The following is a 24554-nucleotide window of genomic DNA, read 5'->3' as shown; positions in this document are numbered from 1 at the left end:
ATGGGGGATTTCAAACTACCTAATCCTAGATGTCTAGATTATTTCAATGAATATTTGAGCGTGTTAAGTAGCATTTTGACCGAAATATAGGAATCCTTGACTATTCTCTCACCTTTAAGGCTGTCATCACAAATCTAATGCTTAGTAGTACGTCTTTTGCTCAGGCAGAATTAAGATCGTTAAATTCTGCCATTATCTGTGACCCATTAACGGTTTCCCCAGAGACCAAGGTAACTGTGGCGATTAGCATGATGAGTACAATGCGATCTGCCTGTGACACCACTAGAAATATGACAGGTCAAGTAGAAGCTATGCAGCTAGAAGCGAGATCGAGCTGTGTATTAGTCGTGAGAGAAGAGAAAGTCGTCGGCATCATCACCGAGAGAGATATCGTGAAATTGACCGCCCAAAAGCTTTCTTTGGATAATTTGCTAGTGCGGGATGTCATGACCTATCCCGTCATCACTCTCAATGAATCTAATTTCCCCGACTTGTTTTTTGTGGTGAATTTACTCCAAAAGTATCACATTCGCCATATACCGATTTTAGATGCTCACAACCATTTGGTCGGACTGTTAACCCATGAGAGTCTCAGGCAAACTGCTAGCCCTGAAGATATTTTGCGATCGCGCACAGTGGCAGAAGTTATGACCCGCAGGGTTATTTGTGCAGAAGCTGATAGCTCGATCCTGACAATTACGCAACTGATGTTTGAGCATCACGTTAGCTCTGTGCTGATTGTGCGACCAGAAGAACAAATGCAGATCCCTGTAGGAATTATCACCGAGCGCGATATTGTGCAATTGCAGGGACTAGGTTTGAACTTAGAGAGCTATCTAGCCAAGGCAGTCATGGGTACACCAATAGTGACCGTTAGTCATGAGGAGTCGTTGTGGGCAGTCTATTGCAAGATGGAGGAAAATCTGATCCATCGACTAGCTGTAACCGATGAGCAGGGGAAATTAATAGGAATTATTACCCGTAGTAGCCTGTTGCAAGTTCTTAATCCCTTAGAACTGCACAAGCAAGCAGAGATTTTAGAGAAGAAGGTATTGCAGCTTGAATCGGAGAAGATGCAACTACTTACCAATCGTAATTTGGAACTAGAACAAGAGGTTGCGGCGCGTACCTTTGCCCTTGAGGAAAAAGTAAAGCAGGAAAGAGTATTAGCTGAGCTATCTATTCAAATTCGTTCTTCGTTCAGCCTACAGACTATTCTCAATACAACTGTGGAGCGTGTGCGTCAAATTTTAAAATGCGATCGCGTTAACATCATCAAGATTGAAGAGAATGCCCAAAATACGATTGTTGCGGAATCTACGGACTCACCGCTATCAGCCTTGGGACAGGTGGTTACTGGAATTAACACCAATCAACTTTATGTAGGATGTGATACCTATTACTCGCGTTGCGCTGTTGGCGATATCCACACCAGTACCATGTCCGCCTATCAGCAAAACATTCTCTCTAAACTGAAGATCTGCGCTCAGATCTTAGTACCGATTTTATATGCCGATGAATTATGGGGATTTCTCAATGTCACTGAAAGTAGTAAGGCGCGAGATTGGCAGGAGGAAGAAATTGAGTTGCTACAGTCTTTGTCAGTACATTTAGCGATCGCTCTGCATCAGGTTGACACCAATCAAAAATTACAAGAGCGGCTCAATGAGTGCCAGTTAGCGGAAATGCGCCTGCGCCAAAGCGAAGCTCAAAGCCATGCGATTTTAGCTACTATTCCAGACATTATGGTGCGGGTTGGTGCTGACGGGCATTATCGCGGTTATGTGACCCCATATCAAGACTTTGGCATTCTCGGTCGTAACATTGATATATCGGGAATGGCAATCAATGACGTATTGCCCCCAGAAATCGCTAGGCAACAGTTACATTACTTACAAAAAGCCTTAGATACGGGGGAGTTGCAAATTTATGAGCAGCAAATCCAAGTCCGCGATCGCCTCCAAGATGAAGAAGTCCGCGTGATTAAATATGGTGATGATGAAGTCTTATTTATGATCCGCGATATTAGCGATCGTAAACAAGCAGAGAGAGAGCTACATCAACTCAACCAAGACCTCGAATCAAAGGTTGAACAACGCACCAAAGAACTCAAGGAAACCAACCAAGAACTCGCCCGTGTCACGCGCCTCAAAGATGAGTTCCTCGCCAATATGAGCCATGAACTCCGCACACCACTCAATGCCATCTTGGGCATGACCGATGGGCTTAAGGAACAGTTTTTTGGGGAAGTTAATGAAAAACAAGTTAATGCATTGCAGATCATTGAGAGTAGTGGCGCTCATCTGCTGGAATTAATTGACGATATTCTCGACCTCGCCAAAATTGAAGCTGGACAACTTGAATTAGATCTCACTTCTATCCCTGTCAATCATCTCTGTCAGACCAGTCTGGCTTTTGTCAATCAACAGGCATTACAAAAAAATATTCAACTGGACTTCCAATTGCAATATAACCTGCCGAATATATTGGTTGATGAACGCCGCATTCGCCAAGTCCTAATTAATTTATTAAATAATGCTGTCAAATTTACACCAGAAGGGGGACATATCACCCTAGAAGCCTCTCTCAAGCATTTAGAGAGTTCAGATACAGATAGTTTGGAATTACGGCAATATTTACATATCGCTGTAATTGATACGGGTATCGGCATCCTACCTGAAAATATCCATAAGCTCTTTCAGCCATTTATTCAAATCGATAGTGCGCTCAACCGTGAATACAATGGAACAGGGCTAGGACTTGCTCTAGTTAAACGCATTGTCGAGATGCATGGCGGTGTCGTCGGTCTCACTAGTGAAATTGATGTCGGCAGTTGCTTTACCATCGATCTTCCCTATACCCACTTCTGCGCGATCATTGACGATAAACAAGATGATCAAGCTGATATTGATGCCTTTGCCATTGATATGAGTACGATTCAAAATTCTCTCATTCTCTTGGCAGAAGATAACGCCGCAAATATCAGTATGTTTTCTCAATGCTTTGAAACGAAGGGTTATCATTTCTTAGTAGCCAAGGATGGGCAGGAAGCCATTGATTATGCCAAAACTCATCGTCCAGACCTCATTTTGATGGATATTCAAATGCCTAAGGTGGATGGCATCGAGGCAATTAAACAAATCCGCTCCGACCCCGATTTACTAAATACCCCGATCGTTGCCTTAACTGCCTTGGTGATGACAGGCGATCGCGATCGTTGCCTAGCCGCAGGGGCTAATGAATATTTAGCCAAACCAGTTAAAATAAAGAAATTAGAAAGAACAATTCAGCAATTTCTAGTGAAGAAGGAGTTCAAAAAATAAGTATGTCTTCTATTTTAGTCATTGATGATGAAACCTATAATTTTGATGTTATCCAAACCCTGCTATCTAATCAAACCTATAAATTAGATTATGCAACTAGTGGTCAAGATGCACTTGATAACCTTGAGTATTATCAACCTGATGTAATTTTACTCGATGTGATGATGCCCAAAATGGATGGGATGGAAGTATGCCGTCGCCTCAAATCAATGGATGCATGGAAACATGTGCCGATTATCATGGTCACATCTCTCACCGCCAAGAAAGATATTGCCCTCTGCTTAGAATCAGGAGCAGATGACTTTATCAGCAAGCCCGTCGATCGCATTGAGCTTGGCGCAAGAGTTAAGTCCATGTTGCGGATTAAACAACAATACGATCAAATAAAAGCGCTATCGAAGTTACAAGAAAATACAATTCATGTTCTCCAAAATAATATGGATGAATTATGTGGGAATTTATCTTCCTCGCTTCCCCATGAACTAAATACACCTCTTAATGGAGTATTTGGAGCAATAGAGATGGTCATAAATGACCATCAAAATATGGAATCTGAGGAAATCCATGAATGGTTAAGTCTAGCCAAGCATTCTATTCAAAGGCTAGAAAAATTGACTAAGAAGTTCATGGAATATACAAAATTAGAGATATTTGCTATTAATCCTAAAATTGATGAGAGTAGAAATACATATTATCTAGACCTACCTACAATGATTCTCATTGAAAATGCTTGTGCAATAAAGGCTAATAATCGCTTAAACGATTTAGTTTTAGATCTTGAAGATATAAATATTTCTATGAATGAAAAAGATTTTGTATCTATGATCAATGAATTAATAGAAAATGCGTGTAAATTTTCTAAATCTGGTACTCCAATTAAAGTAGCAAGTTGGGCAAAAGATGATGTGTTACATCTATCTATTTCTGATCAAGGACGGGGAATGACAGAAGATCAAATCAATAGAATTGGTGCTTTTATTCAATTTGAGCGCAGATATTACGAGCAGCAAGGAATCGGACTAGGATTAAAAATAGCCAAGAAAATCGTGGAAATCTATCAAGGGAAATTCTCAATTTCTAGTAGCTATGGTCAAGGGACTACGATTAACATTGAATTACCCTTGACTACTAGTATCCTCTAAATAGCTGGTGTTACGTGGAACTCAGGGTATGAATTTCTTGCTGCTAGCACAGCAGGGCAACCACGGGGGGATTTGCCCCTACCTAAATAATTTAAATTTTGGGTAGGGGCTGTGCCTCCGTGCCAGCCCCGATCCTTCAACATCGCAGGAATTACTTCCACGTAACATCAGTTACCTATTTAGAAATGTTTGTAAGTGGTTAAACATAAGTAAAACCCAAACCCAAATAGCTGTTTCGTCCGCTATGCGAGCGAAACAGCTATTTGGGTTTGGGTTTATACCTTGAGCTACTTAGCAATTCTAAAACCTGCATGTTGGTAGAAGTTTGGACGGAACCAGTTGCGATAATAGGGATAGGCTTCGGTTCCACTGGTAATCCATGAGCCACCAGCCATCATATTATGCTTATTATCGAAATATGGTGCAGAATAGTTTTCATAGAGGTAATGGGGTTGATATCCATTGAGAGGTGTTAAATGATCGTTTAGCCATTCCCAAACATTACCCCGCAGATCATAGAGACCCGATGGACTTTTTGCTGATTCGAGATAGCCCACAGGACTAGGTGAAGCGAATTTTAAGTTGAGATTAAATCTAGAATTATCCTCAGCCTGTGATGAGCTTAGCCCCATACCATAAGTTGCGAGATGATATTCAGCTTCAGTCATGAGGCGAGTATTGTTTCCTTTCCAGCGACAATAGGCGATCGCTTCGTGATGATTTACCTCCACAGGAAAATCAAAAGGCATCGCGATTTCATTAAACATAGCGCGATATTTGTAGCTATCAGCGTCAGGAATCCAGAATTTAGGATGTTTGACATTATGCTGCACTTTCCAATCCCACGCTGACTTATGCCAATAGTCTTGATTTTCATAGCCGCCATCTTTGACGAATTCGAGAAATTCGGCGTTGGTAATTAGGTATTTACTCGCTTGAAAAGTTGCCACATCGACAGTGCGATCGCCATATTCAATATCCCAGCCATAGATATTGGAGTCTTGGGGCTTACCGAAGCGCACCGTTCCTCCTGCAATTTCGATCATCTCGTTTGGTCTGGTATAGCCATTCGCTGGCGCATATTCCCAACCTTGAGGACGTTGCAGCTTATCCACAGGTAATTGGCGAATCAACATTGATGAGGTCTCAATATGAATATACTGATGTTCGATCGCCATCATTAGCGCCCAAAGCGGATGCTCTTGATTAATGGGCAAAGCGATCGCTACATGATTGATCAAATCGCTGATCCTGTCATAGACCTGCTGACGATATGCCCATACTTCTATCACATCCGCTTGCCGCAAATTATCGAAAATACTCTCAATTTCATCAGGCTTTTCGGGATCGACTCCAATTTCAAAGAGGCTTTCAAAATGTGGATTGATCCGTTCGTTAATTAAGCCAACTCGGACTAGTTTGTTGATGTAAAAGACTGCCGAATGTCCTAAATAGAAGATCAATAAATTGCGTAAAGGGTCGGGATTGAGATAGAAAGTTTCGGGATTAATTAAACTTTTCAGCAATTGGTCTTCGATTTGCCAAGCCTGTTGACAATAGGCAAGAATATCTTGGCGATCGCAATCATGTAAATTGGGAGGTTTCATATTGTTTTAGCTATCTAGATGTTGATTTAAAATTATGTGTTAGCCAGTAAATATAGTCTTAATATTTTTTTGCATCTGAATGTTATTAATCTTGGGTAGAACAAAAGATTGAATAAACCAAACTTGAATAAAAGTTATGGTTACTGCAATAACATAAATAGAAAAGTACTTAATCAAAAAGTGTAAATGTAAATTCTTTAACATATGACTTCCCAAAATTCCTATTATTGGTATATGCCACAGGTAGATCCACAGAGTATTACGAGCAAAAAATAAAATAAACTGCTTCAATAATAGATATTGAGAAATATATGTCCAAATCCTATGACTAGATATCCAAAGAATCATGGAAATAAATACAGCATAAGAAAAGTAATAGATAGATGGAGGATATTTATAGGTTTGGGTGGGGATAAATGTATGTTCTTTAATTCCAAAAAATAGCAAAAATCCACAGAAAACAATAAATGAAAAAGCCAAAACTACATAATTACTTTTAGATTTCATAGAATTGATCCTTAATCCTAAAGCAAAAATTACGGAATAAGGAATTATGTAAAACAGATAAGGAACAACATAAAAATTTATGATTTTACCTACATCTCCAGTTAAGTATATGGATGTAAAAATTTTGATAATTTCATATCCCAGCAATATCAAAAATAAAAAAGTTAGATAATAGTTATCTTTCTTAATATTGAGATGCCATTGATAAATAAATGGTGCAATTAGTGCAACTAGTAAAAATACTCTAATTATCCAAGTGTAAAAACTACCATTTATTAAGAAATATGTGCTAAATAGCACATCGAGGTTATTAATATCAATATCTAATAATGATGGATTAAGTTTTATACAAATAAAATAAATTGTTAAAAATATCCATGTTGGAAATAATAGTCTTTTTATCCGCTTCCATACATATTGAATATAAGGTTCGCTTTTAAAAGACAATCCAAAAGATGCGCCTGATAATAGAACTATTAGAGGCACATCAAAATTTCGCAACTGAAAAATCAGTTGATTTGGCTCTGAATGAGCAAGAATGATCATTGATAAACCAATAAAACGGAGCAAGTCTATTTTTTCGTTTCTCAATTAAGACTCCTTCTGTGTAAGTAGCCTAAGCATTAAATATCGAAATTTTTCCTGATATAACTATACAATAATTAGCTGAAATGTTGATTCTGCGGGTTTAAACCTGACACAGGATTAGACCAAACCATTGTTGAGGATCTGTCCAGATTTTGACGGTTTCTAAACCCTGCGATCGCAATTGTGCTTGCACTTTCTCTAAGTCAAATTTGCGCGAAATCTCCGTGAGAATGCTTTCACCTGATTGAAACTGCACCTTGAGATCGAGAATATCTAATGATGCTTGATGTTCTACTTGCGCGTGCAGATACATTTCAATTTGATGATCTATTTCGTTGTAAATGGCTTGATGCTTAAATAGACTTAAATCAAAATTGCCTTGAAAGCGCCAATTCAAATGGGCAAGCATATTCAAATTAAAAGCAGCCGTTACTTCCTGACTATCGTTATAAGCAGCTTCGAGAATATCTTTGGGCTTTTGCAAATCAATCCCTAATAGAAAATAATCACCTTGCGTTAACGCATGGGAAACTTTATTTAAGAATTCATTTGATTCTGCTTCGTTAAAGTTGCCAATGGAACTACCTAAAAAGAAAATCATCCGCGATCGCGAGTGATTTTTACCAAGATAAAGCAAAGCTTCGTCGTATGTGCCGATTAATCCCTCAAGGTTGAGATCGGGATATTTTTCCTGTAAATGTAATACTGTCGTTTTGAGAATACCGCCACTGACATCAATGGGAATATAACTAAAGGCATCTGGTATGGCTTCTGTTAGGGAATTCGCCACTTTTTGATAGGCACTTAGTAAATAATGGGTTTTGGTAGAACTCCCGCTACCTAATTCCACTAATTCACAGGAACCTGTAATATCAGCGATTTCATCAGCATATTTATTTAATATCCATGCTTCGGTACGGGTTGGATAATATTCGGGAAGTTCGCAAATTTGCTCAAATAGTTCCGAGCCGCGATCGTCATAGAAGTATTTAGGAGGAAGGGTTTTCGGAGTTCCACTTAATCCTTGAATAACATCATGCCCATCCTTCTCAAAGGTTTGCTTTATGTCTGCATTATGTTGATGCAGAATTTTTAAATGCTTAACTGTCATGCTGAGATTTTCACCTGTTTATGTATATACGACTAGTTGGATTATTTTGGATGAATGAAGCCTATTTAATCTAAATTTCGGGTGGGTTAAGTCTTGCCATCACCCATGTTACATAAGTACCCACAGGACTCCATAGCAAATATGGCACAAGGAGCCATCCTGCCAAGCTGGAAACTTGCCAAACCTGAGCCGTTAAAATCACTCCCAATATAAAACCGATCGCCCCCACGATCGCGCCAACCCTTACATTTCGTAAACGGGTCATTACTGGGGTATAGGCTAAAATCGCAATCTCGACAATGCCATAGCTAACCATAAGCAACCATGTGTTAACGGTCGCTGGTTGTGCTTGCCAGAGGAAAGCCGCAGAGGTAATTCCGCAAATAAAAATCGAGATCCAAATAAAAGGAATTGCACCCTCGAAGGTCAACCATCGAGGACGACGTAAGCGCATAAACCATTTGTAGTCCGCAGGAAAGAGTTTGTTTAGGGCAAAGCCAATTACAAAGCAGATGACCGCGATCGCGAACCAAGCAATAATCATGATGTTTCCCTATTACTGATCGCACAACGTTCTTCACAAGCTTTGAGGCGTTGCTCACGTTCCGCGACAACGGTTTTCAAATCAGCACGACCTGTCAGCAAGAGTCGATAGTCCGCCCAAATTCCATAAAGTGTATCGGCAAACCATCCGACTAATGGCAACTTGGTAATCGCATAAATCCAACCAATGCCGAGAATGTCATAGGTTTGGCGAAATACTTCCACATTTTGGATAATTTCCCCATTGGGTAATATGGCATGGATGCGACCCATAGCGGTCTCGAAGTCGATACCTGCATTGTCCTTGGGGTCATAGTCATCGGCGGCGATATCCACAAATTTAATCAAACCGCGATCGCTATCTTTACGCTTTAAGAAGTTGACTTCGCGCACACAGAGTGGGCAAGCGCCATCGTAGAGCAGCTTAATTTTCCATAATGTCATGGGTATGATTTTTATCCATAATACAGCTACCTCTAATTGTAACTAATCCCCTCAGCAGTTATACAGTGTTGGTATTCCCACCTTCGGCGGGAATATCAACACTACAATCTAAATGTTCGCGAATCTTTTGGCGTAATAGCTTGCCCGAAGCTGTTTTTGGCAAAGATTCCCAAATATGAATAGATTTTGGCAATTTATATCGAGCTAGCGATCTTTGTTCACAAAAGCTTCTGACATCATCCAGTGATAACTCTTCTCTAGTCACCATTACTGCTGCCACGACCTCGCCCCATTCGCGATCGCTAATGCCCACCACACAAACTTCTAAAATTGCAGGATGTTCTAACAAAATTGATTCGATTTCCGTAGGATAAATATTTTCACCACCACTGATAATCAAGTCGGAGCGACGACTGACCACATAGAGATAGCCATCGCGATCGCAATAACCAAGATCCCCTGTATATAGCCAACCATTCTTAACCGCATTATTCTCTAACTGATGGAGATAGCCATTCATCACACTTGCTCCTTGAACAAGGATTTGCCCAACTTCACCAATGGGAACTTCTTGTTGAGGATCATCTAAATTTACTATGCGAAATCGATTGCCGAATAGAGGTAAACCCGAAGAACCTTGTTTGAGAGCGACCTCATGAGGTAACAATGTCGTAACTTGAGAAGCCGTTTCTGTCATGCCATAGGTGGGCATAATCGGTAAATTTAATTGCAGACATTGCTCAATTAATTCCTTACTAGCAGGTGCGCCACCCAAGAGAATTGCACGTGGATTTTGAAGATTTTGCCAGTGGGGATGCTTTAATAAGCGAGTCAGCATGGTCGGCACAAGGGAAATGATCGTCACTTTTTCATTAGCGATCGCTTCTAGTACTTCCTGCTCTTCAAACTTCGGTAACAGTGTAATCGCAGTTCCATTAATCACACTCCGCCATGCGATCGCTAGTCCCCCCACATGAAATAGAGGCATACATAGTAACCAGTTGTCATCTTCATAAGTGCCTAGATTTAAAGTTGAAGCGATCGCACTATAAAAATGATTACTATAGGTTAAGGGAACTGCTTTGGGTTTTCCAGTTGTTCCCGAAGTATAGAAAATCCCCTGTATATCCTCTAAGTTAAGTAAGCCATCTACCCCCAACCTTCGCTCAGAGCGAGAAAATCTTCCTGCCCCCCCTCTCCCATCGGGAGAGGGGGCTAGGGGGTGAGGGCAATTCTCAACTATTAAGTTCTCTATATTACTTCCCAAATCATGAGCTATTAACTGAGTAAATTCATCACAAATAAGATATTTAGTCTGACTATCTTCTAATTGCCAACGTAATTCATCAACCGTAAGGCGAATATTTAAAAAAACAGCTACGGCTTCACATTTCACCAACCCATGAACCAAAATGATGTATTGGGGCTGATTAGTTAGTAACAAACCAACGCGATCGCCTGATTTTATCCCCAAGCATTGTAAATGCTCTACCCAACGATTAACTTCAGTTTCCAATTGGGCATATGTCCAATGTGCTATTGGATGATTAGGAGACTTGAAGATAAGTGCGATCGCTTCTTTTTTTTGAATAGCTCTTTGCGATAGCCAATTGGGAAATTGCATGATTTCAGATTGATCACGATATAATGTAATGAATTCAAGGATGAGTGGTGTTTTGTACTACCCATACTAAATTTATTACATTAGGAGTAATGGCAATGAATCCATTTGGTGGCATCGTCCAAAAAGCATTTTATCTAGGTCTAGGCTTGGCGACGGTCGCAGGTGAAAAAGCAGGCGAGACTCTCAATGAACTCCGCACTCAAGCTAGTAAACTGGCTGATGAATTAGTGGAAAGAGGTGAAATGACCACTGAGGAAGCTAGAAAATTTGTAGATGACCTTGTCAAAAACTCTCAAAAACCAATCAGTGAAAGCTCTCCAAATCCTACAGGCAAAGACGAACCCCGCACTATTTCCATTGATGATGAAGAGGATGGTAGCTCTAATCAAACAGTGAATGATGTAGATCAGCTAAAAAGCAAAGTTCAAGCTCTACAGGATGAACTCAAGCGTTTGCAGAAATAAAATTGGAGATGGTGCAAAGCATCGCCATTATTTTAAATCTAGGGTTTTAAATCTAGGGATTGCAAGAGTTGTGATTCTGAAAAATTGGTAGTTAACGAAGCAGGAAATCTTGGCGAGGCGATCGCTTGGATATAGTTATTAGTTAAATAACTAGTAAATTCGGGACGTTGATTGAGATAGGTTTGAAAAAAGGCAAGACTTAAGGCTTTGGTATAGGGATGAGTAAATTCTGACTTCTCACCTACTACACTTTCTGGGACAATCAGCACCCCGCGATCGCTTCTTTCTAAAAATGAAAAATGCGTTCCCTTAGGGAAAGTTACTAAATATTTATGGGGATTCGTGAGCCATACAAAGGGGAAAAACTGTTCAGGAACCGCAGGGGTAAATATATCCTCACCACTAGCAAAAATGGCAACGGGAATCTTGATATTTTGCATTCCCTCTTTACCTAATAAAGTGCTTCCACCAAGAGGGTTTAGGGCTAAAACTGCTTTGATACGGCGATCGCTGAGATTAGTATTATTGGTGTCTAAGGAGCTAAAGCGGCATTGCAAAATTTTGGCAACATTAAATGAAGAGATATTTGGTTCAGGGGTACTGCATTCTTGATTAATTTGATTGAAGTTTAGTTGAGCACCTCCTAAGGCTAAAACTGTATAACCGCCAAGGGAATGTCCAATTAACCCAACCTGTTCAAGATTCAAGCGATCTCGCCAGATTGGCTCAGTTTTAACCTTCTGTTCTAGTTCATCTAATAAATATTTCACATCAAGAGGTCGTTGAATTGCTTCTTCAGCCTGTGGAGCCTTACTCAATCCAGAGAGAAAAGCCGCAAAGTCACGACTACCTGTTTTCGGGTGTTCTAGTGCTGCGACGGCAAATCCGTAGGAAGCGAGATGTTGGGATAGATATTGAAAAGTATCAGGATTAGAGGCGAGTCCGTGGGAGATCACAATTAATGGTGCAGGTTTGGTTAAGTCCTTGGGTAAATATAGATCTGCTGAAATCCTGACATTGCGATCGCGTTGTAAATAGGTAAATTTTTCCTTTGTCCATTGCACATTGCCCATCACGCGCAGATCGGGTTTAGTAATATCTAGAGACTTATTTTCAGTAGGATTAAGGCTTGATTCAGCGATCGCTTGTTTTTCGATGGCAGCGATCGCCTGTTCCTTTTTGTAAAGCAATTGTGAAACTTCCGCATAAGCTTGCAAACCTCGCGGCAGATCTAGATAAATAATCGGTACGGGATATCTTTGTAGGACATTGAGAATAGTTAGCCCTTCATCACTTTGAGCTGAGAGAATCAGAGCTGCTCGGAGCGCTGAAAATCCATTCTCTTGGGGAGTGATCTGCAAAATCCTCCCCAGTCGCCGCATCAAGATCTCACCAATAGGCGAATAGGCAAACTGAGCCGCCGTGACATGACTGATGTTGTAACGAGTTGCTAGGGTTTCGCGCAGTTGATTTTGTTGTTCCGAGGATAAGCGTCCGAGATAGAACTCTAAGCGCTTACTCAATTTTCCTTGCTTAGCAAATTGCTCTAAATCGTTGATGTAAATGGTAAATTCGCCAGCAGGGGGATACCAAAAGCGGATTTGTTCAGCACTATGGGCTGGTTTCGCTAAAATATTAGTACAGGCGATCGCGATGCCCATACTTAAGGAACCGATGGTGACAATACGACGCAAGCCTAACCCCAATTTACCTAAGACAAATCCCATAGTCTGTAAGTTTTTCTAGATTTTATAAAATGTGCGATGATGCTATAATAGCTTTCGCAAAAAATTTGTGTTTGACTTGCCGATGTAGCACAGGGGTAGTGCAGCTGATTCGTAATCAGCAGGCCGTGAGTTCAAATCTCATCATCGGCTCTTATAACATTAGAATAATTGGCGCTTTGCGCCAATTATTCTATAGCTGGCTTAATTATGAAGTACTTTTTTCTGGCTCAAGGTTGGCGGGTGCGGAGAGTATGGGATGTCTCGGGCTTATGGAACGAAATGGCTTGGCGACGGAGACCGATCATAATTCCCATCGGGGTTTATTTGGTTGACGATAGAGAAGAAATGGTTCTCTATAAAGTTGAAGAGTCAATCCAAGCGGTAGAGGCGATCCCCGAGGATTTATCGAATAATCGCGATCGCGTTGTGAGTAATGATGGCAGTAAGGTTGCGATCGCACAGGTACGCATTTCAAGGCTTTTATCTGCGGAGCAAGTTTTAGAGAGGATAACGCCTCTTAAATAAATAGAGGGCGCTTTTGCGCCCCCTATTTATTTTACTGATGTTGTGTGGAACCCTCATCCCCCAACCCCTTCTCCCGCAGGAGAAGGGGAGTAAAACCCATATTATTTTCTTGTTCCCCTCTCCTGCGGGAGAGGGGCTAGGCGATGCACTGAGCATGCCGAAGTGGGTGAGGGCTTTACAACCTTCCACGTAACACCAGTTATTTTATTTAAAATGGAATATCGTCATAGTCAGGCGCATCGGTTACGGGAGATGCTACAGGCACATAGCTTGATGTCGGCACAGCAGCACTAGGCGCTGTAGATGGATTTGCTCTAGGACTACGCGCAGGTACAGCAGTTGGTGTAGCGGCTATACTTGCCGTGCTGCCAGATCCAAAGCTATGAACTCGTTGGGCAACCAATTCAGTGCGTTTTTCTTTGTAAGTACCGCGATCGACTGTATCAAGGCGGAGGCGACCTTCTACGACAACTTGATCGCCTTTATGATATTTCTCCATAATCTCGTCCGCCAAATTATTCCAGCCCACAACTTTGATACGATAAGGGGCTTCTTCGGCACGTCCGCCTGTAAACTGGACAAGAAATGAGGCGATCGAACTTTGGTTATCAGGAGTACGGCGCAGTTCTGGATCAGTTAGCACTTCTGCCATCAAGACAATAGAATTCATAGAGGTTTATCAAAAGCTTATGGCTTATTTTTAAGTATTTATCATATAGCAGTTTTTGGTAGTCCTAAATAAGTGCCATGTTCTTTGCAGCACTTCGTTTAACATTTGAAAGACTTTTTTGGGTAGTCCTAGGTAATGCTAAGGATGGGCGGCGCTTCGCGCCGCCCATCCTTAGCATTACCATCTTTCCTTACTTAGCAAGGCTTTTGATTTCGGGCTTATAAAATTTGTAAGCTTAACTCGAACTGACGTAACAATAAGTAGCTGGTCACAATTGTGACCAGCTACTTAATTAACGACAATATCTTGAGTGCAATATCCTACGACTACATGTATACTTTTGCAGACCATCAAGACACAATGTTGTAACTCGGTGTCACCATGATTTATTAACGCAAAATCAGCATAGTCTCAGCTAAGGCATTAACATTTTGTTAGGATTGGCTGTCTCACACCGCTAATCCTAAGTACTAAAATCATGCCATCTCAAGTACTCGTCAAGCACATATGCTGACCATCAACGCAATCATCATAAGTACTATAATTCTCGATGTTGGGATTCAGTCCGTGATTATCGACAGAATATTTCGAGCAAAACAAGGTAATAAGCGGCGGGAAGAAGTGGAAGAAGAAAACCTCACTCGCTATGAGTCCAATACGTCTAGCGATCAGCCTAAGGGCTGGGAATTTAAAATCTTGCGTACTAGTAGCGGTGGTTTCCGCAGTCGCAAAGTATTGAACCGAGTTTGTGCTGAAGAAGCTCAAGCAGGTTGGATTTTGTTAGAAAAGCTAGACGATCATCGCTTACGGTTTCGTCGCCCCATCATTGCCCGCGATCGCGATAATCAGTGCAAGATCGATCCCTATCGCACTCGCTATGGCATCTCTGAAATGGTCGAGACTTGGACAACTATCATTGTTTTGTTAATAATCATGAGTGGTGCGGCAGTCCTAGGGTTTACTGCGATGAATCGCTTCTTTGGGGATTGGCAAACCCGCTCAGTTCAGAGTGCCCCTCGCACAGGTGATAACAATGCTATACGTCAACCACCTTCACCTAGTGCTAAACCCAACAATTAATCGCCTTTCAATCATCTTTCTGACAACACATTCTAAAAATCAATGATAGTTCTATCAAATAGTCTGTGCGAAGCACAGACTATTTGATAGAACTATAAAATTACTCCGTAAATAGCAATGAAAGCCATTTTGATGACCGCAGCAGGTGCGCCCAACGTGTTGCAACTTGCTGATGTAAATGAACCCACAATTCAATCGCCTACTGAAATTCTGGTGCGCCTCAGAGCCGCAGGTATTAACCCCATTGATACCAAACTGCGTAGTCGTGGCACATTTCAGCCCGATCGCTTGCCATCAATTCTTGGCTGTGATGGTGCAGGGATTGTCGAAGCGATCGGTGCAGATGTTACCAAATTTAAAGTTGGTGACGCGGTTTACTTCTGTAACGGTGGTTTAGGATCACATCAGGGTAATTATGCAGAATTAACTACTATTGATGAAAAATTCGCCGCCCATAAACCTCAATCCCTCAGCTTTGAAGAAGCTGCGGCTGCCCCACTAGTTTTACTCACCGCATGGGAAGCTTTATACGATCGCGGTAGGCTCGACGCATCAGCAAGTGCCCATGTCCTGATCCATGCAGGAGCAGGTGGCGTGGGGCATGTTGCGATCCAACTAGCTAAGCTTAGAGGTGCTAAGGTCGCGACCACGATTGGCTCTGAAGCTAAAGCAAGATTTGTGAGGGGGGTAGGGGCAGATTTAGCGATCGCCTATAAGCAAACTGATTTTGTTGAAGCGGCGATCGCATGGACAAATGGCGAAGGTGTCAGCCTTGCCTTTGATACTGTCGGTGGTAAATTAATCGAGCAAACCTTTCCTGCGGTGCAGGTATATGGCGATATCATTACCATTCTGGAACCACCCGCCGATATAAGCTGGAAAGTTGCCCGTACTCGCAATCTTCGCTTTAGTTTCGAGCTAATGTTGACACCCATGTTGCTTGGACGAGTTGATCTGCAAGTTCATCAATCGAACATTCTCACTGAATGTGCCCAATTATTTGACTCAGGCAAACTCAAAATCCATGTTAGTGAAGTATTTCAGCTTGCCGATGCTACCAAAGCTCACCAATTATTAGAAACAGGCTCCATAACAGGAAAACTTGTACTCACAATCTAAAAAGCAAGGGGGCTTAGCCCTTTGCTTTTTAACGAAATGTTGCTAGCTGTGCCATTTGCCTTTCATTGGCGATCGTCATTACTTGCCGTTTAGAATCAACAGCAATCCACCCCTTATCTTTGAGCTTTTCTAAAACTTTATTAGTATCCTCAGGATTAACTTCTGAGAGATCCGCAATATCTGAAACAGGTAAATTAAAGATTTCCACCCCCGCCTCAGTTTTATTGCCGTAGGATTCTCCTAAGCCCGTCAAAACTGAGGCAATTCTTACCGCAGGCACTTGCTGACGTAACTGTGTCCTCTGGTTAGTTTTGCGTAACCGTCTCACCATTAGTTGCAACATGCGATGGTGGAGTTGCGGATCTTTAAACAAAAACTGAATAAACTTTTGAGCAGGAACCGTAAGCACACGCACTGGTGTAAAAGCAACCACATCAGTAGAACGCGGAGACTCGTCAAGGATTGCCATTTCCCCAAAGAAATCGCCCTGAGCCAGCACAGCCAGAGTTGCAGCATCCTGACTGCGAACAAATCTAACTTTTACCCAACCAGAGAGGATGAAATAGACAGCATTGCCCCAAGCATCCTCCATCAGCACGGCTCGTCCCGCAGGATAATCTCGTTCTACTGCTTCTGCGAGGAGCCATTCCAAAGTCTCGACACTAGCGGCATCAAATAGTGGAAATAGCTCTTTGAAGATATCCGTTTGCATGGGAATTTTTTTAAGACTGAATCTTGTAAGAACCTGAGCATAGGCACTTTTTGCCTAAAACTATTAAAAGTGATGCAGGCAAGATGCCTGCACTACAAATTCAAGGTAGATATTCTAGGCTAGTCAAAGAAACTAAGCGCCCATGACTTCATAGCCAGAATCTACATAAATAATTTGCCCAGTTACGGCACTAGACAGATCGCTACCTAAGAAAGTTGCTACATTACCAACATCTTCAGGAGTCACTAAACGGCGCAAAGGTGCAGTTTCTTCGTAATGGTGCAACATTTTGTGGAAGTCACCGATCGCAGCCGAAGCAAGAGTCCGAATTGGCCCAGCGGAAATTGCATTAACACGGATGTTATTAGGACCTAAATCAGAAGCCAAATAACGGACATTCATTTCTAAGGCTGCCTTTGCTGCCCCCATAACATTGTAATTAGGTACAACTTTAGCCCCACCGATATAGGTCAGTGTGATAACACTACCACCATCTTTCATGAGGGGCTTTGCTGCACGACATAGGTGGATCAATGAGTAAGCACTCACATCCATAGCTAGTTGAAAACCTGCGCGGGAAATATCTGTAAAATTGCCAGACAAGTCTTCTTTGTTCGCAAAGGCGAGACAATGCACCAAAATATCGATCTTTTCCCATTTCTCTGCTACTGAAGCAAAGAGCGTATCAACCTGTGCATCATCCTGAACATTGCAAGGCAATAAAAAATCTGGTGTCAAAGGATCGGTCAACTCAGCAACTTTACCTTTGTTGCGATCGCGATCATCTGGTAAGTAAGTTATACCTAGCTTTGCGCCAGCCTGATGTAACTTTTGGGCGATACCCCAAGCGATCGAGCGATTGTTGGCAATCCCAGTCACAAGAGCAGTTTTCCCGCTCAAATCTAACAAACCCGTCATGTATGTTTCCTAACGTGAACCAGCATAAATAAGCTTTAATTCAAGCTTACCTTAAAAGCCCATCGCGTTTCTGGCAATCAGACCAAGAGCATTTTGCATGAGGTTGAGCGCTAAAAAGGCAAGTATTGGCGAGAAGTCCATGCCACCGAGAGGAGGAATGATGGAACGAAATAAGTTCAAATAAGGGTCAGTTACTTGACTGAGGGTAGCAAAAGGCTGCTTGTACCAATCAACGTTAGGGAACCAAGTCAGTAAAATGCGAATAATGAGGAGAATCGAATAGATTTGCAGAAACTTACCGACTGTATCAACAATAATAAGAGATGGCATAGGAGTTTGTTAGGTTAGAGAATAGTTAAAGAAAGTAGCTAACATTATTCTAATGAATACAGTCAAGCTCTGAGGTTTTTGTTATCACTTGTACTAAATAAAAATCACTTGTACTAAATAAAATAAGAGGTGTACGGCGGAGTCTTACACCTCTTATTTATTTACTGTTTATCATCAACATTCAAATCACGTAAAGACTCAACGGATGTTTGCTTACGACCATTCTTGCCCTCGGTCATCGCCAGCTCTTGGCTGACCGAATCGATCGCAGCATTAAGTTGGGCAATTTTCTTTTCGAGGTTACGACGCGCAAATTCATTAGAAGTCTGAGGCTTATCAAGGAGTGGATCACCTTCTGATTGGCGATCAATAGTCTCATCTTCTGGTTCAGTGAGCTTAAGAGCCACTAATGCGCCAACTGCGCCGCCAATAGCAGCACCGAAGAGAAAACCTCCCCAAAAATTACCTGAATTATCTGCCATAGCTTTGCCCTAACGATCTCAACAACCTTAAATATCGAGACTTTTGGGACATCATATCATTTTGATTAGCTCTGTAGATATGAAACTTCTGGTTAAGTATAGCTGTCGCCATTCTTGTTAGGACATAAAAACCAAATAGTGTAAGGCGGCGCGAAGCGCCGCCTTACACTATTTGGTTTTTGATTTGTCCTGATACAGGTGACTATAGCTATAGCTAGGCATAATTAACGTCAGTTCGGGTTAGGTTGGCGAATTTTAAAAGCTCAAAAGTAAAAGCTTTGCTTAGCAAGGCTTTTACTTTTGAGCTTTGAGAAAGGGTTTAGGCAGTAAACCCTTTCTCAAAGCTTGGTTCAAATTATTCCGAACTCGCGTTAATTAAATTTTTTAGGTTCCAATGCTATTGATGTAGCAATACTTTTATCTAATTTATTGAGGAATTGGTCATATTCGGTTTGTCTGAATTCTTCAATGGCAACACCTTGCTGATCCTTGATGGTGTTACCTCTCGCATCTGTCTTCACAGTTATAAATGCTAAGTGTTTTTCCAGCCCTGCTTTAAAGAGCTGGCTGCGCTCAAGGATAGCTTTATCATCCTTAGGCTTTTTGGATAGCCAACTGTCATATGCCTCGATCGCATCATACCAATAGAAATTTTTGGCATAGATTCTTGCTTTTTCTAAATCACTCTTGGCAGAAGCGATCGCTTTTGTCACATTATCATCAGACTCAAGACGAATAACCGCATAGGTGTTAGATGCCCCATTGTTATAACGGATCTGCCAACGCTGTTCTTTTTTCTTAGCTAGGGCAGGTGCATTTTCTGGCAAGGTAAACTTGTATAGCCCAAACTTGTCGGCTTTAACTTCGGTTGTAAAAATAGGTTTTGATGATGATTCATTACCATCACGCAATAGAAATGTAAAAGTTATGGGTGTATTTTTACGCTCACTAATTTTTTTAGTTGAAGTGGCTGTTGTGGATTGCTCAGGCTTAACCTCTGGAGGATTGATAGACAAGAAGAATGTAGGGCGAGCAGATAGAGTTTTTGCCCCATCTTTTGGAACCAGCAGAATAATTGTAGGGTTCTCTGGACTCCGAGTAGCCCCACCAACACCTGATGATTTCGGTAGACCTAGACCATATTGAGCAAAGGCTTCAGGAACGAAGCTTAGGGAACTAGCGACAGAAGTTAGACAGACTGTACCGAGACAGATTGCGCTTAAAGTTATCGCCTTTATGTTTGAGTTTTTAGTTGCAATCCTAGTCAAAATCATTGGTGTAATCTTCCTATTCAGTTATATTTGCTAGTATATTTCCCAGATCTCAGCAGCGGACAACATTAATTCACCCACTCTACCTAGACTATGGTTAATGTATGTTTCTAATACGATAAGCAAGGCTAACAAGTTCCCTAGTTACAAAAATACTTGAAAAATATTTATATTTTACGAGCTAATTCGAGCCTAGAGAATCCAAACGAAACAAAAGAAGCAAATAGCGTCGATCACAATTTAACTTTCCATTGCCCCGAGACTAGATCATTACAGAATTCTTTATCAAACAAGTTACATCAAATCTAATTTATTTAGTAGCATCCCAACAAATTAGGGCTAAATCATTTCTTTTGATGTTTGACTTCACCCAAAAGAGCGATCACATTCTATCATTTCCCTGCTGTTATCAAGGTTATCAAACTATGTCGTCACAAAAATGAAGCATTTGCAACAATTGCATATTCGAGGTGTCTCCAAAGGGTAAGGTTCTATACAGATATACAAGGGAGTAATCATCTTTAATTTTCTTAAACAAAATTAAAGATGATTAACTTCGATTACAGGGAATAATTACTGTAGATTTTTATTCTTTAAATTAATATCAGCAAAGATTTATAGGTAAGCCCATAGGTAAGATTATGGGGGAACCTAGGCATTCCAGCTTTCGTCTTTTCTAGTCTGGCAGTCAGTAGCTCGGTTTCCCATTATTTGCCAATAGTTATTCCCAAAGTTACATATAGATTGTTTCGGACTTATGTATATTCTGCTTTAACAGAAATTATTTCTTTGTTTATCAGTAGTCTCACTTAAGCTTCAGCTAATCCTTTATCGAAACCATAAGTCTTCGACAACTATATTGATTTTTTGATTTTTGCGTTGATTGTTAATTAACTGATCTTTTTGTATAGCGGACAAGTCCAAACTAGTAGTTACATACGTAACTCTATTATTATCCGCTACTCCTAAGAAGCATTTATTAGCTTGTAGCAGTCTTTGCAGATTAAGGCTTTTAATCACATTCCTAATATTTCAGATGAATGTACTCAGCATCGTTAAGTAAAGGTGAGATCAATGAGTGTAAATACCTAGTCAAAATCGCTCAAATCCTTAGATAGATAGTGATAGCCGCCCTTTGACTTTTTTAGTTGGTTTGTAATAATATGTAACTCCAGACGCAAAAGACAAAAAGGTTAACCCTTAATTGTACAAAACAGTCTTATTCCTAATGATAGATTAGCACTGTAACTTTATAAAACTTAAAGATTGTGATTATTAGCTGTCAAGCTCATTAGCCTGAAATCTATAAGTTTAGTTATTTAAGTCTGAATAAGTCTTTTTGGTCTCAGCCTTCTGGTCTTGGAGAAGCACTCTTGGAAAACGCTTAGTTTAAAACATTAGGAGCGATATGTCTGAAGAACCATTGACCCAACCCACATCACATCCAGTGGATAGGCAAGCTAACAAGCAGGTCGGTCTGTCTGCTGACATGGTTCGCACGTATTTGCACGAAATCGGAAAAATCCCTCTACTTAGTAATGAAGAGGAGATTATCTATGGCAAGCAAGTGCAGCAGATGATGGTGCTGTTTGAGGCGCAGGAAAAACTTGCCCAAAATAGCGATCGCTTACCAACTGAGCAAGAGTGGGCTGAAGCTGTGGGCTTAGAGCCAGCAGTTTTGCATAGCAATATTCGCCTTGGCACTAGAGCTAAGCGCAAAATGATCGAAGCAAACCTTCGCTTGGTTGTTTCTGTGGCGAAGAAATATCAAAAACGTAATTTAGAACTTCTGGACTTAGTACAGGAAGGAACTCTAGGCTTAGAACGTGCCGTAGATAAGTTTGACCCCACTAAGGGGTTTAAGTTCTCGACCTATGCCTATTGGTGGATTCGTCAGGCAATTACCAGAGCGATCGCTCAACAAGCGAGAACGATCCGCTTGCCAGTTCACATTACCGAAAAGCTCAATAAAATCAAAAAGGCTCAACGTCAGTTATCGCAAGATCTCGGTCGAGTAGCTACGGTCGCCGAAATCGCCTATGAACTAAATATCAAAACTGAACAGGTACGCGAGTGTTTATCGCTATCGCGTCAACCAATTTCCCTTGATCTACGCATTGGCGATAATCAGGATACAGAACTTGCGGAACTCCTCGAAGATACAGGGCGATCGCCTGATATTTACGTTGAGCGCGAGTCTCTGCGTACAGATATTCAGAGCTTGCTCAAGGAATTACCTGAAAAGCAACGTCAAGTTATGATTTTACGTTATGGCTTAGATGATGGACAGGAAATGTCTCTAGCGAGCATCAGTAAACGCATGGATTTAAGTCGTGAGCAAGTAAGGCAATTAGAACGTCAAGCGATGGATTATCTTCGCAAGCGCAAAGCCAGAATGCAGGAATATCTAGCTAGTTAAAAAGAGGAGGTGCAAAGCACCTCCTCTTTTTAATTAAAGGAAAGTTCGGCAAAGCCGAGCTTTCCTTTAATTCGCGGCAACACGCTATGAACTAGGTAAGGCTCTTGCGGATAACGCCAAAGTTATCTAGCTTCGACTTCGCTCAGCTAACGTTGGCTGAGCGGAGTCGAAGCCACAGGTACTTTAATTAATAGCAAGTCCCTAAAGTTTGCATTGCTATATATAGAGAAATTGTTTGGTTAGTAACCCTTCAAAGTTTGCAATAATCTAAAGTTAGTTCTTAGATATTTCAAACAACTCAATTAAACCCATCAACCTCTATGCCGCTCAAATCTACAACTCGTCACATTCAGATTTATGCAGCCATCGTGGATCAGGACAACGATGAACTCATCGATAGTGAAAATACATTGACCCTAGATGTTGATCCAGACAATGAACTGAACTGGACAGATGGCGCTATCCAAAAGGTATATCGCAAGTTTGATGAGCTTGTGGCGGACTATAAAGGTGCTGATCTTACTGATTACAACCTACGCCGCATTGGATCAGATTTAGAGCATTTTGTGCGATCGCTATTGCAACAGGGCGAAGTTACCTACAATCTCAATCATCGCTCGCTCAACTACAGTATGGGTTTACCCCAAATCGTCAATACGGAAGCTCAATAAATTTCTTTAGTAATTATTTAGCAATATTTCAAAAACCTATGTCTGAAACTGCACCAACCTCTGAAGAACCTAAGGCAAAACCTGCGGCGAAACCTAAAGCCGAGAAGCCCCCTGCGATCGAAGATTTGCCATTTGATGAATTTATTAACACCCATTACCTACCAGCTTTGACCAAAGCCTTTGGTAAGCAGGGTGTGAGTGACCTGCAATTAGAATTTAGTAATTCTCAAGTACGTGGCTTATGGGCACAGGGTTTACGTCAATTTACAGTTTATTTTTCTAAGTCAGATATCAATGCACAGAAGGCTTTTTCCTGTGCCGATGCAGGGCGATCGCCAAGCACCATCGAACCATTTTTGATCGATGAACGTAAAGCTCCTCTCGATTTGCTCGTATTTGGTGTGATTCAACGCTTAACTGCCCAAAAATGGCTACAAGCTAATTAATAAGAAAGGGGTGCTTTGCACCCCTTTCTTATTTAGAGGAATTTTTTGGGACAATAACTAGTCTGTCATTTTGAATTTCGATTTTCATGCCCAGCTTCTCTACCTCTTGAGCAACAATTTGTACTGTTTTCTTATCTACAGCATTTTGTAAAACTAGAGACCAAGCTCCTACCTGTGCTTTGGTGAGATCCCGATCCTCTTCTAACCACTTTGCTGATTGACGAGATAGATCTGCTGCTAGCTTAGGATCTTCAAAGGTTTTTGCAGTTGGACTAACACGATCAGCCCATTCAGACGCTTTGAGATATGACTCTCTCGCACCTTTGGCATCGCCGAGAAATAATAGATGATCAGTGGCTTTATATCGCCAAATAGTATAGGCAGTGGGTTGGATATCGGGATTAAGCGATCGCAATCCTTTTTCATAAATATTGATGGCATCTCTCGGTGCTCCTGCAAACATTGATACGCTAGCTGACATATATAGATAGCTACTCAAGAAGCGAGGGTCGCGCTCGATGATATTTTCAAAATAGCGTGGACTGAGACTATATCCAGTTTGAAATTTATTTCTGGAAATATCGTCGCCAAAGTATTGCAGAAATTGTAAAAAGGTAAAGTTGGCAATCATGTTGTTAAAGCCAAAACCACGGGAAGGTAGCTGCCGAATTACCTTCAGCCGAGCTTCTTCTTCTCTGACCCCCTTACGAGTTTCTTCTAGGGTCTGTCCAGTTAAGCGTTGATTTAACTTAGGAAATTGCAAGCTGAGTGCGATCGCAGCAAAAAAGGCGATCGCACTCAAGTTAATCGCAAGATTACGGAACCGCATCT

The 24554-nt window shown here is 41.2% G+C and carries 23 protein-coding genes and 1 tRNA gene; 10 read left to right on the top strand and 14 right to left on the bottom strand.

Translation table 11 applies throughout. The annotated features are described in order from the left end of the window. The first annotated feature begins 137 nt into the window (after positions 1-137). A complete protein-coding gene (locus HC246_RS27115; RefSeq protein ID WP_169362756.1) occupies positions 138-3323 on the top strand; it encodes a CBS domain-containing protein in 3186 nt (1061 codons plus the stop codon). Positions 3324-3325: 2 nt separating this feature from the next. Further along, the gene (locus HC246_RS06970) at positions 3326-4465 is read left to right on the top strand and encodes a hybrid sensor histidine kinase/response regulator (protein ID WP_169362755.1); all 1140 of its coding nucleotides are present in this window, start codon (positions 3326-3328) and stop codon (positions 4463-4465) included. 287 nt (positions 4466-4752) lie between these two features. Here the strand turns inward: HC246_RS06970 and ovoA are convergent, their stop codons facing one another. The 6 genes from ovoA to menE all read right to left on the bottom strand — a co-directional run bounded on the left by ovoA (position 4753) and on the right by menE (position 10889). Continuing rightward, complete coding sequence (gene ovoA, locus HC246_RS06965) at positions 4753-6072, bottom strand: 5-histidylcysteine sulfoxide synthase (RefSeq protein WP_169362754.1); 1320 nt, start codon at positions 6070-6072, stop codon at positions 4753-4755. 39 nt (positions 6073-6111) lie between these two features. Next, positions 6112-7149: an acyltransferase family protein gene (locus HC246_RS06960; RefSeq protein WP_225902999.1), complete on the bottom strand. Its 1038-nt coding sequence runs from the start codon at positions 7147-7149 to the stop codon at positions 6112-6114. Between the two features lie 118 nt (positions 7150-7267). Beyond that, a complete protein-coding gene (gene egtD, locus HC246_RS06955; protein WP_169362752.1) occupies positions 7268-8278 on the bottom strand; it encodes an L-histidine N(alpha)-methyltransferase in 1011 nt (336 codons plus the stop codon). Between the two features lie 70 nt (positions 8279-8348). After that, a complete protein-coding gene (locus HC246_RS06950) occupies positions 8349-8822 on the bottom strand; it encodes a TspO/MBR family protein (RefSeq protein WP_169362751.1) in 474 nt (157 codons plus the stop codon). Further along, positions 8819-9265, bottom strand: coding sequence for a thiol-disulfide oxidoreductase DCC family protein (locus HC246_RS06945; protein ID WP_169362750.1), 447 nt, complete (start codon positions 9263-9265; stop codon positions 8819-8821). Before HC246_RS06945 ends, HC246_RS06950 begins: the two co-directional genes overlap by 4 nt. Positions 9266-9323: 58 nt before the next feature. Further along, the gene (menE, locus tag HC246_RS06940; RefSeq protein ID WP_169362749.1) at positions 9324-10889 is read right to left on the bottom strand and encodes an o-succinylbenzoate--CoA ligase; all 1566 of its coding nucleotides are present in this window, start codon (positions 10887-10889) and stop codon (positions 9324-9326) included. A gap of 95 nt (positions 10890-10984) precedes the next feature. Here menE and HC246_RS06935 point away from each other — a divergent pair, with 95 nt between their 5' ends. Continuing rightward, positions 10985-11353 (top strand): phasin-related domain-containing protein, encoded by a 369-nt coding sequence (locus HC246_RS06935; protein WP_169364512.1) that lies wholly within the window; start codon positions 10985-10987, stop codon positions 11351-11353. A 38-nt stretch (positions 11354-11391) separates the two neighbouring features. Here the strand turns inward: HC246_RS06935 and HC246_RS06930 are convergent, their stop codons facing one another. After that, the gene (locus HC246_RS06930) at positions 11392-13080 is read right to left on the bottom strand and encodes an alpha/beta hydrolase (RefSeq protein WP_169362748.1); all 1689 of its coding nucleotides are present in this window, start codon (positions 13078-13080) and stop codon (positions 11392-11394) included. A 78-nt stretch (positions 13081-13158) separates the two neighbouring features. Between HC246_RS06930 and HC246_RS06925 the strand changes: the two genes are divergently transcribed. Both HC246_RS06925 and HC246_RS06920 read left to right on the top strand, forming a co-directional pair. After that, positions 13159-13230 (top strand) — tRNA-Thr (locus tag HC246_RS06925). 57 nt (positions 13231-13287) lie between these two features. Beyond that, positions 13288-13605 (top strand): hypothetical protein, encoded by a 318-nt coding sequence (locus tag HC246_RS06920; protein WP_169362747.1) that lies wholly within the window; start codon positions 13288-13290, stop codon positions 13603-13605. Positions 13606-13813: 208 nt separating this feature from the next. On the opposite strand, the gene HC246_RS06915 is transcribed toward HC246_RS06920, so the two are convergent. After that, complete coding sequence (locus HC246_RS06915) at positions 13814-14275, bottom strand: single-stranded DNA-binding protein (RefSeq protein WP_169362746.1); 462 nt, start codon at positions 14273-14275, stop codon at positions 13814-13816. Positions 14276-14782: 507 nt separating this feature from the next. On the opposite strand from HC246_RS06915, the gene HC246_RS06910 reads away from it, so the two are divergent. Together HC246_RS06910 and HC246_RS06905 are read left to right on the top strand one after the other, a co-directional pair. Beyond that, entirely contained in the window at positions 14783-15355 is a 573-nt protein-coding gene (locus tag HC246_RS06910) for a hypothetical protein (protein ID WP_169362745.1), read from the top strand. 117 nt (positions 15356-15472) lie between these two features. Beyond that, complete coding sequence (locus HC246_RS06905; protein WP_169362744.1) at positions 15473-16474, top strand: zinc-dependent alcohol dehydrogenase family protein; 1002 nt, start codon at positions 15473-15475, stop codon at positions 16472-16474. Between the two features lie 28 nt (positions 16475-16502). On the opposite strand, the gene HC246_RS06900 is transcribed toward HC246_RS06905, so the two are convergent. The 5 genes from HC246_RS06900 to HC246_RS06880 form a co-directional block, all read right to left on the bottom strand. Continuing rightward, complete coding sequence (locus tag HC246_RS06900) at positions 16503-17186, bottom strand: Crp/Fnr family transcriptional regulator (RefSeq protein ID WP_169362743.1); 684 nt, start codon at positions 17184-17186, stop codon at positions 16503-16505. A gap of 132 nt (positions 17187-17318) precedes the next feature. Continuing rightward, complete coding sequence (fabI, locus tag HC246_RS06895) at positions 17319-18095, bottom strand: enoyl-ACP reductase FabI (protein ID WP_169364511.1); 777 nt, start codon at positions 18093-18095, stop codon at positions 17319-17321. A gap of 60 nt (positions 18096-18155) precedes the next feature. Further along, the gene (locus HC246_RS06890) at positions 18156-18434 is read right to left on the bottom strand and encodes a YggT family protein (protein ID WP_169362742.1); all 279 of its coding nucleotides are present in this window, start codon (positions 18432-18434) and stop codon (positions 18156-18158) included. A 161-nt stretch (positions 18435-18595) separates the two neighbouring features. Then, entirely contained in the window at positions 18596-18916 is a 321-nt protein-coding gene (locus HC246_RS06885; protein ID WP_169362741.1) for a hypothetical protein, read from the bottom strand. Between the two features lie 371 nt (positions 18917-19287). Continuing rightward, positions 19288-20190, bottom strand: coding sequence for a DUF928 domain-containing protein (locus HC246_RS06880; RefSeq protein ID WP_169362740.1), 903 nt, complete (start codon positions 20188-20190; stop codon positions 19288-19290). 1405 nt (positions 20191-21595) lie between these two features. Between HC246_RS06880 and HC246_RS06875 the strand changes: the two genes are divergently transcribed. The 3 genes from HC246_RS06875 (at position 21596) to HC246_RS06865 (ending at position 23723) form a co-directional block, all read left to right on the top strand. Continuing rightward, on the top strand, positions 21596-22606 hold the full coding sequence (locus tag HC246_RS06875) for an RNA polymerase sigma factor, RpoD/SigA family (protein WP_169362739.1): 1011 nt from the start codon (positions 21596-21598) through the stop codon (positions 22604-22606). Positions 22607-22926: 320 nt separating this feature from the next. Next, on the top strand, positions 22927-23277 hold the full coding sequence (locus tag HC246_RS06870) for an NAD(P)H-quinone oxidoreductase subunit M (RefSeq protein WP_169362738.1): 351 nt from the start codon (positions 22927-22929) through the stop codon (positions 23275-23277). 38 nt (positions 23278-23315) lie between these two features. Continuing rightward, on the top strand, positions 23316-23723 hold the full coding sequence (locus HC246_RS06865; RefSeq protein ID WP_169362737.1) for a DUF2996 domain-containing protein: 408 nt from the start codon (positions 23316-23318) through the stop codon (positions 23721-23723). Between the two features lie 28 nt (positions 23724-23751). Here HC246_RS06865 and HC246_RS06860 read toward each other — a convergent pair whose 3' ends face one another. Next, positions 23752-24552, bottom strand: a complete 801-nt coding sequence (locus tag HC246_RS06860) for a hypothetical protein (RefSeq protein ID WP_169362736.1) — start codon at positions 24550-24552, stop codon at positions 23752-23754. Positions 24553-24554: the final 2 nt, after the last annotated feature.

It is taken from the genome of Pseudanabaena yagii GIHE-NHR1 (assembly GCF_012863495.1).
In the GTDB taxonomy this organism is placed as follows: domain Bacteria; phylum Cyanobacteriota; class Cyanobacteriia; order Pseudanabaenales; family Pseudanabaenaceae; genus Pseudanabaena; species Pseudanabaena yagii.
Note: the sequence above shows the minus strand (reverse complement) of the source record. Positions and strands in the feature narration are given on the sequence as shown.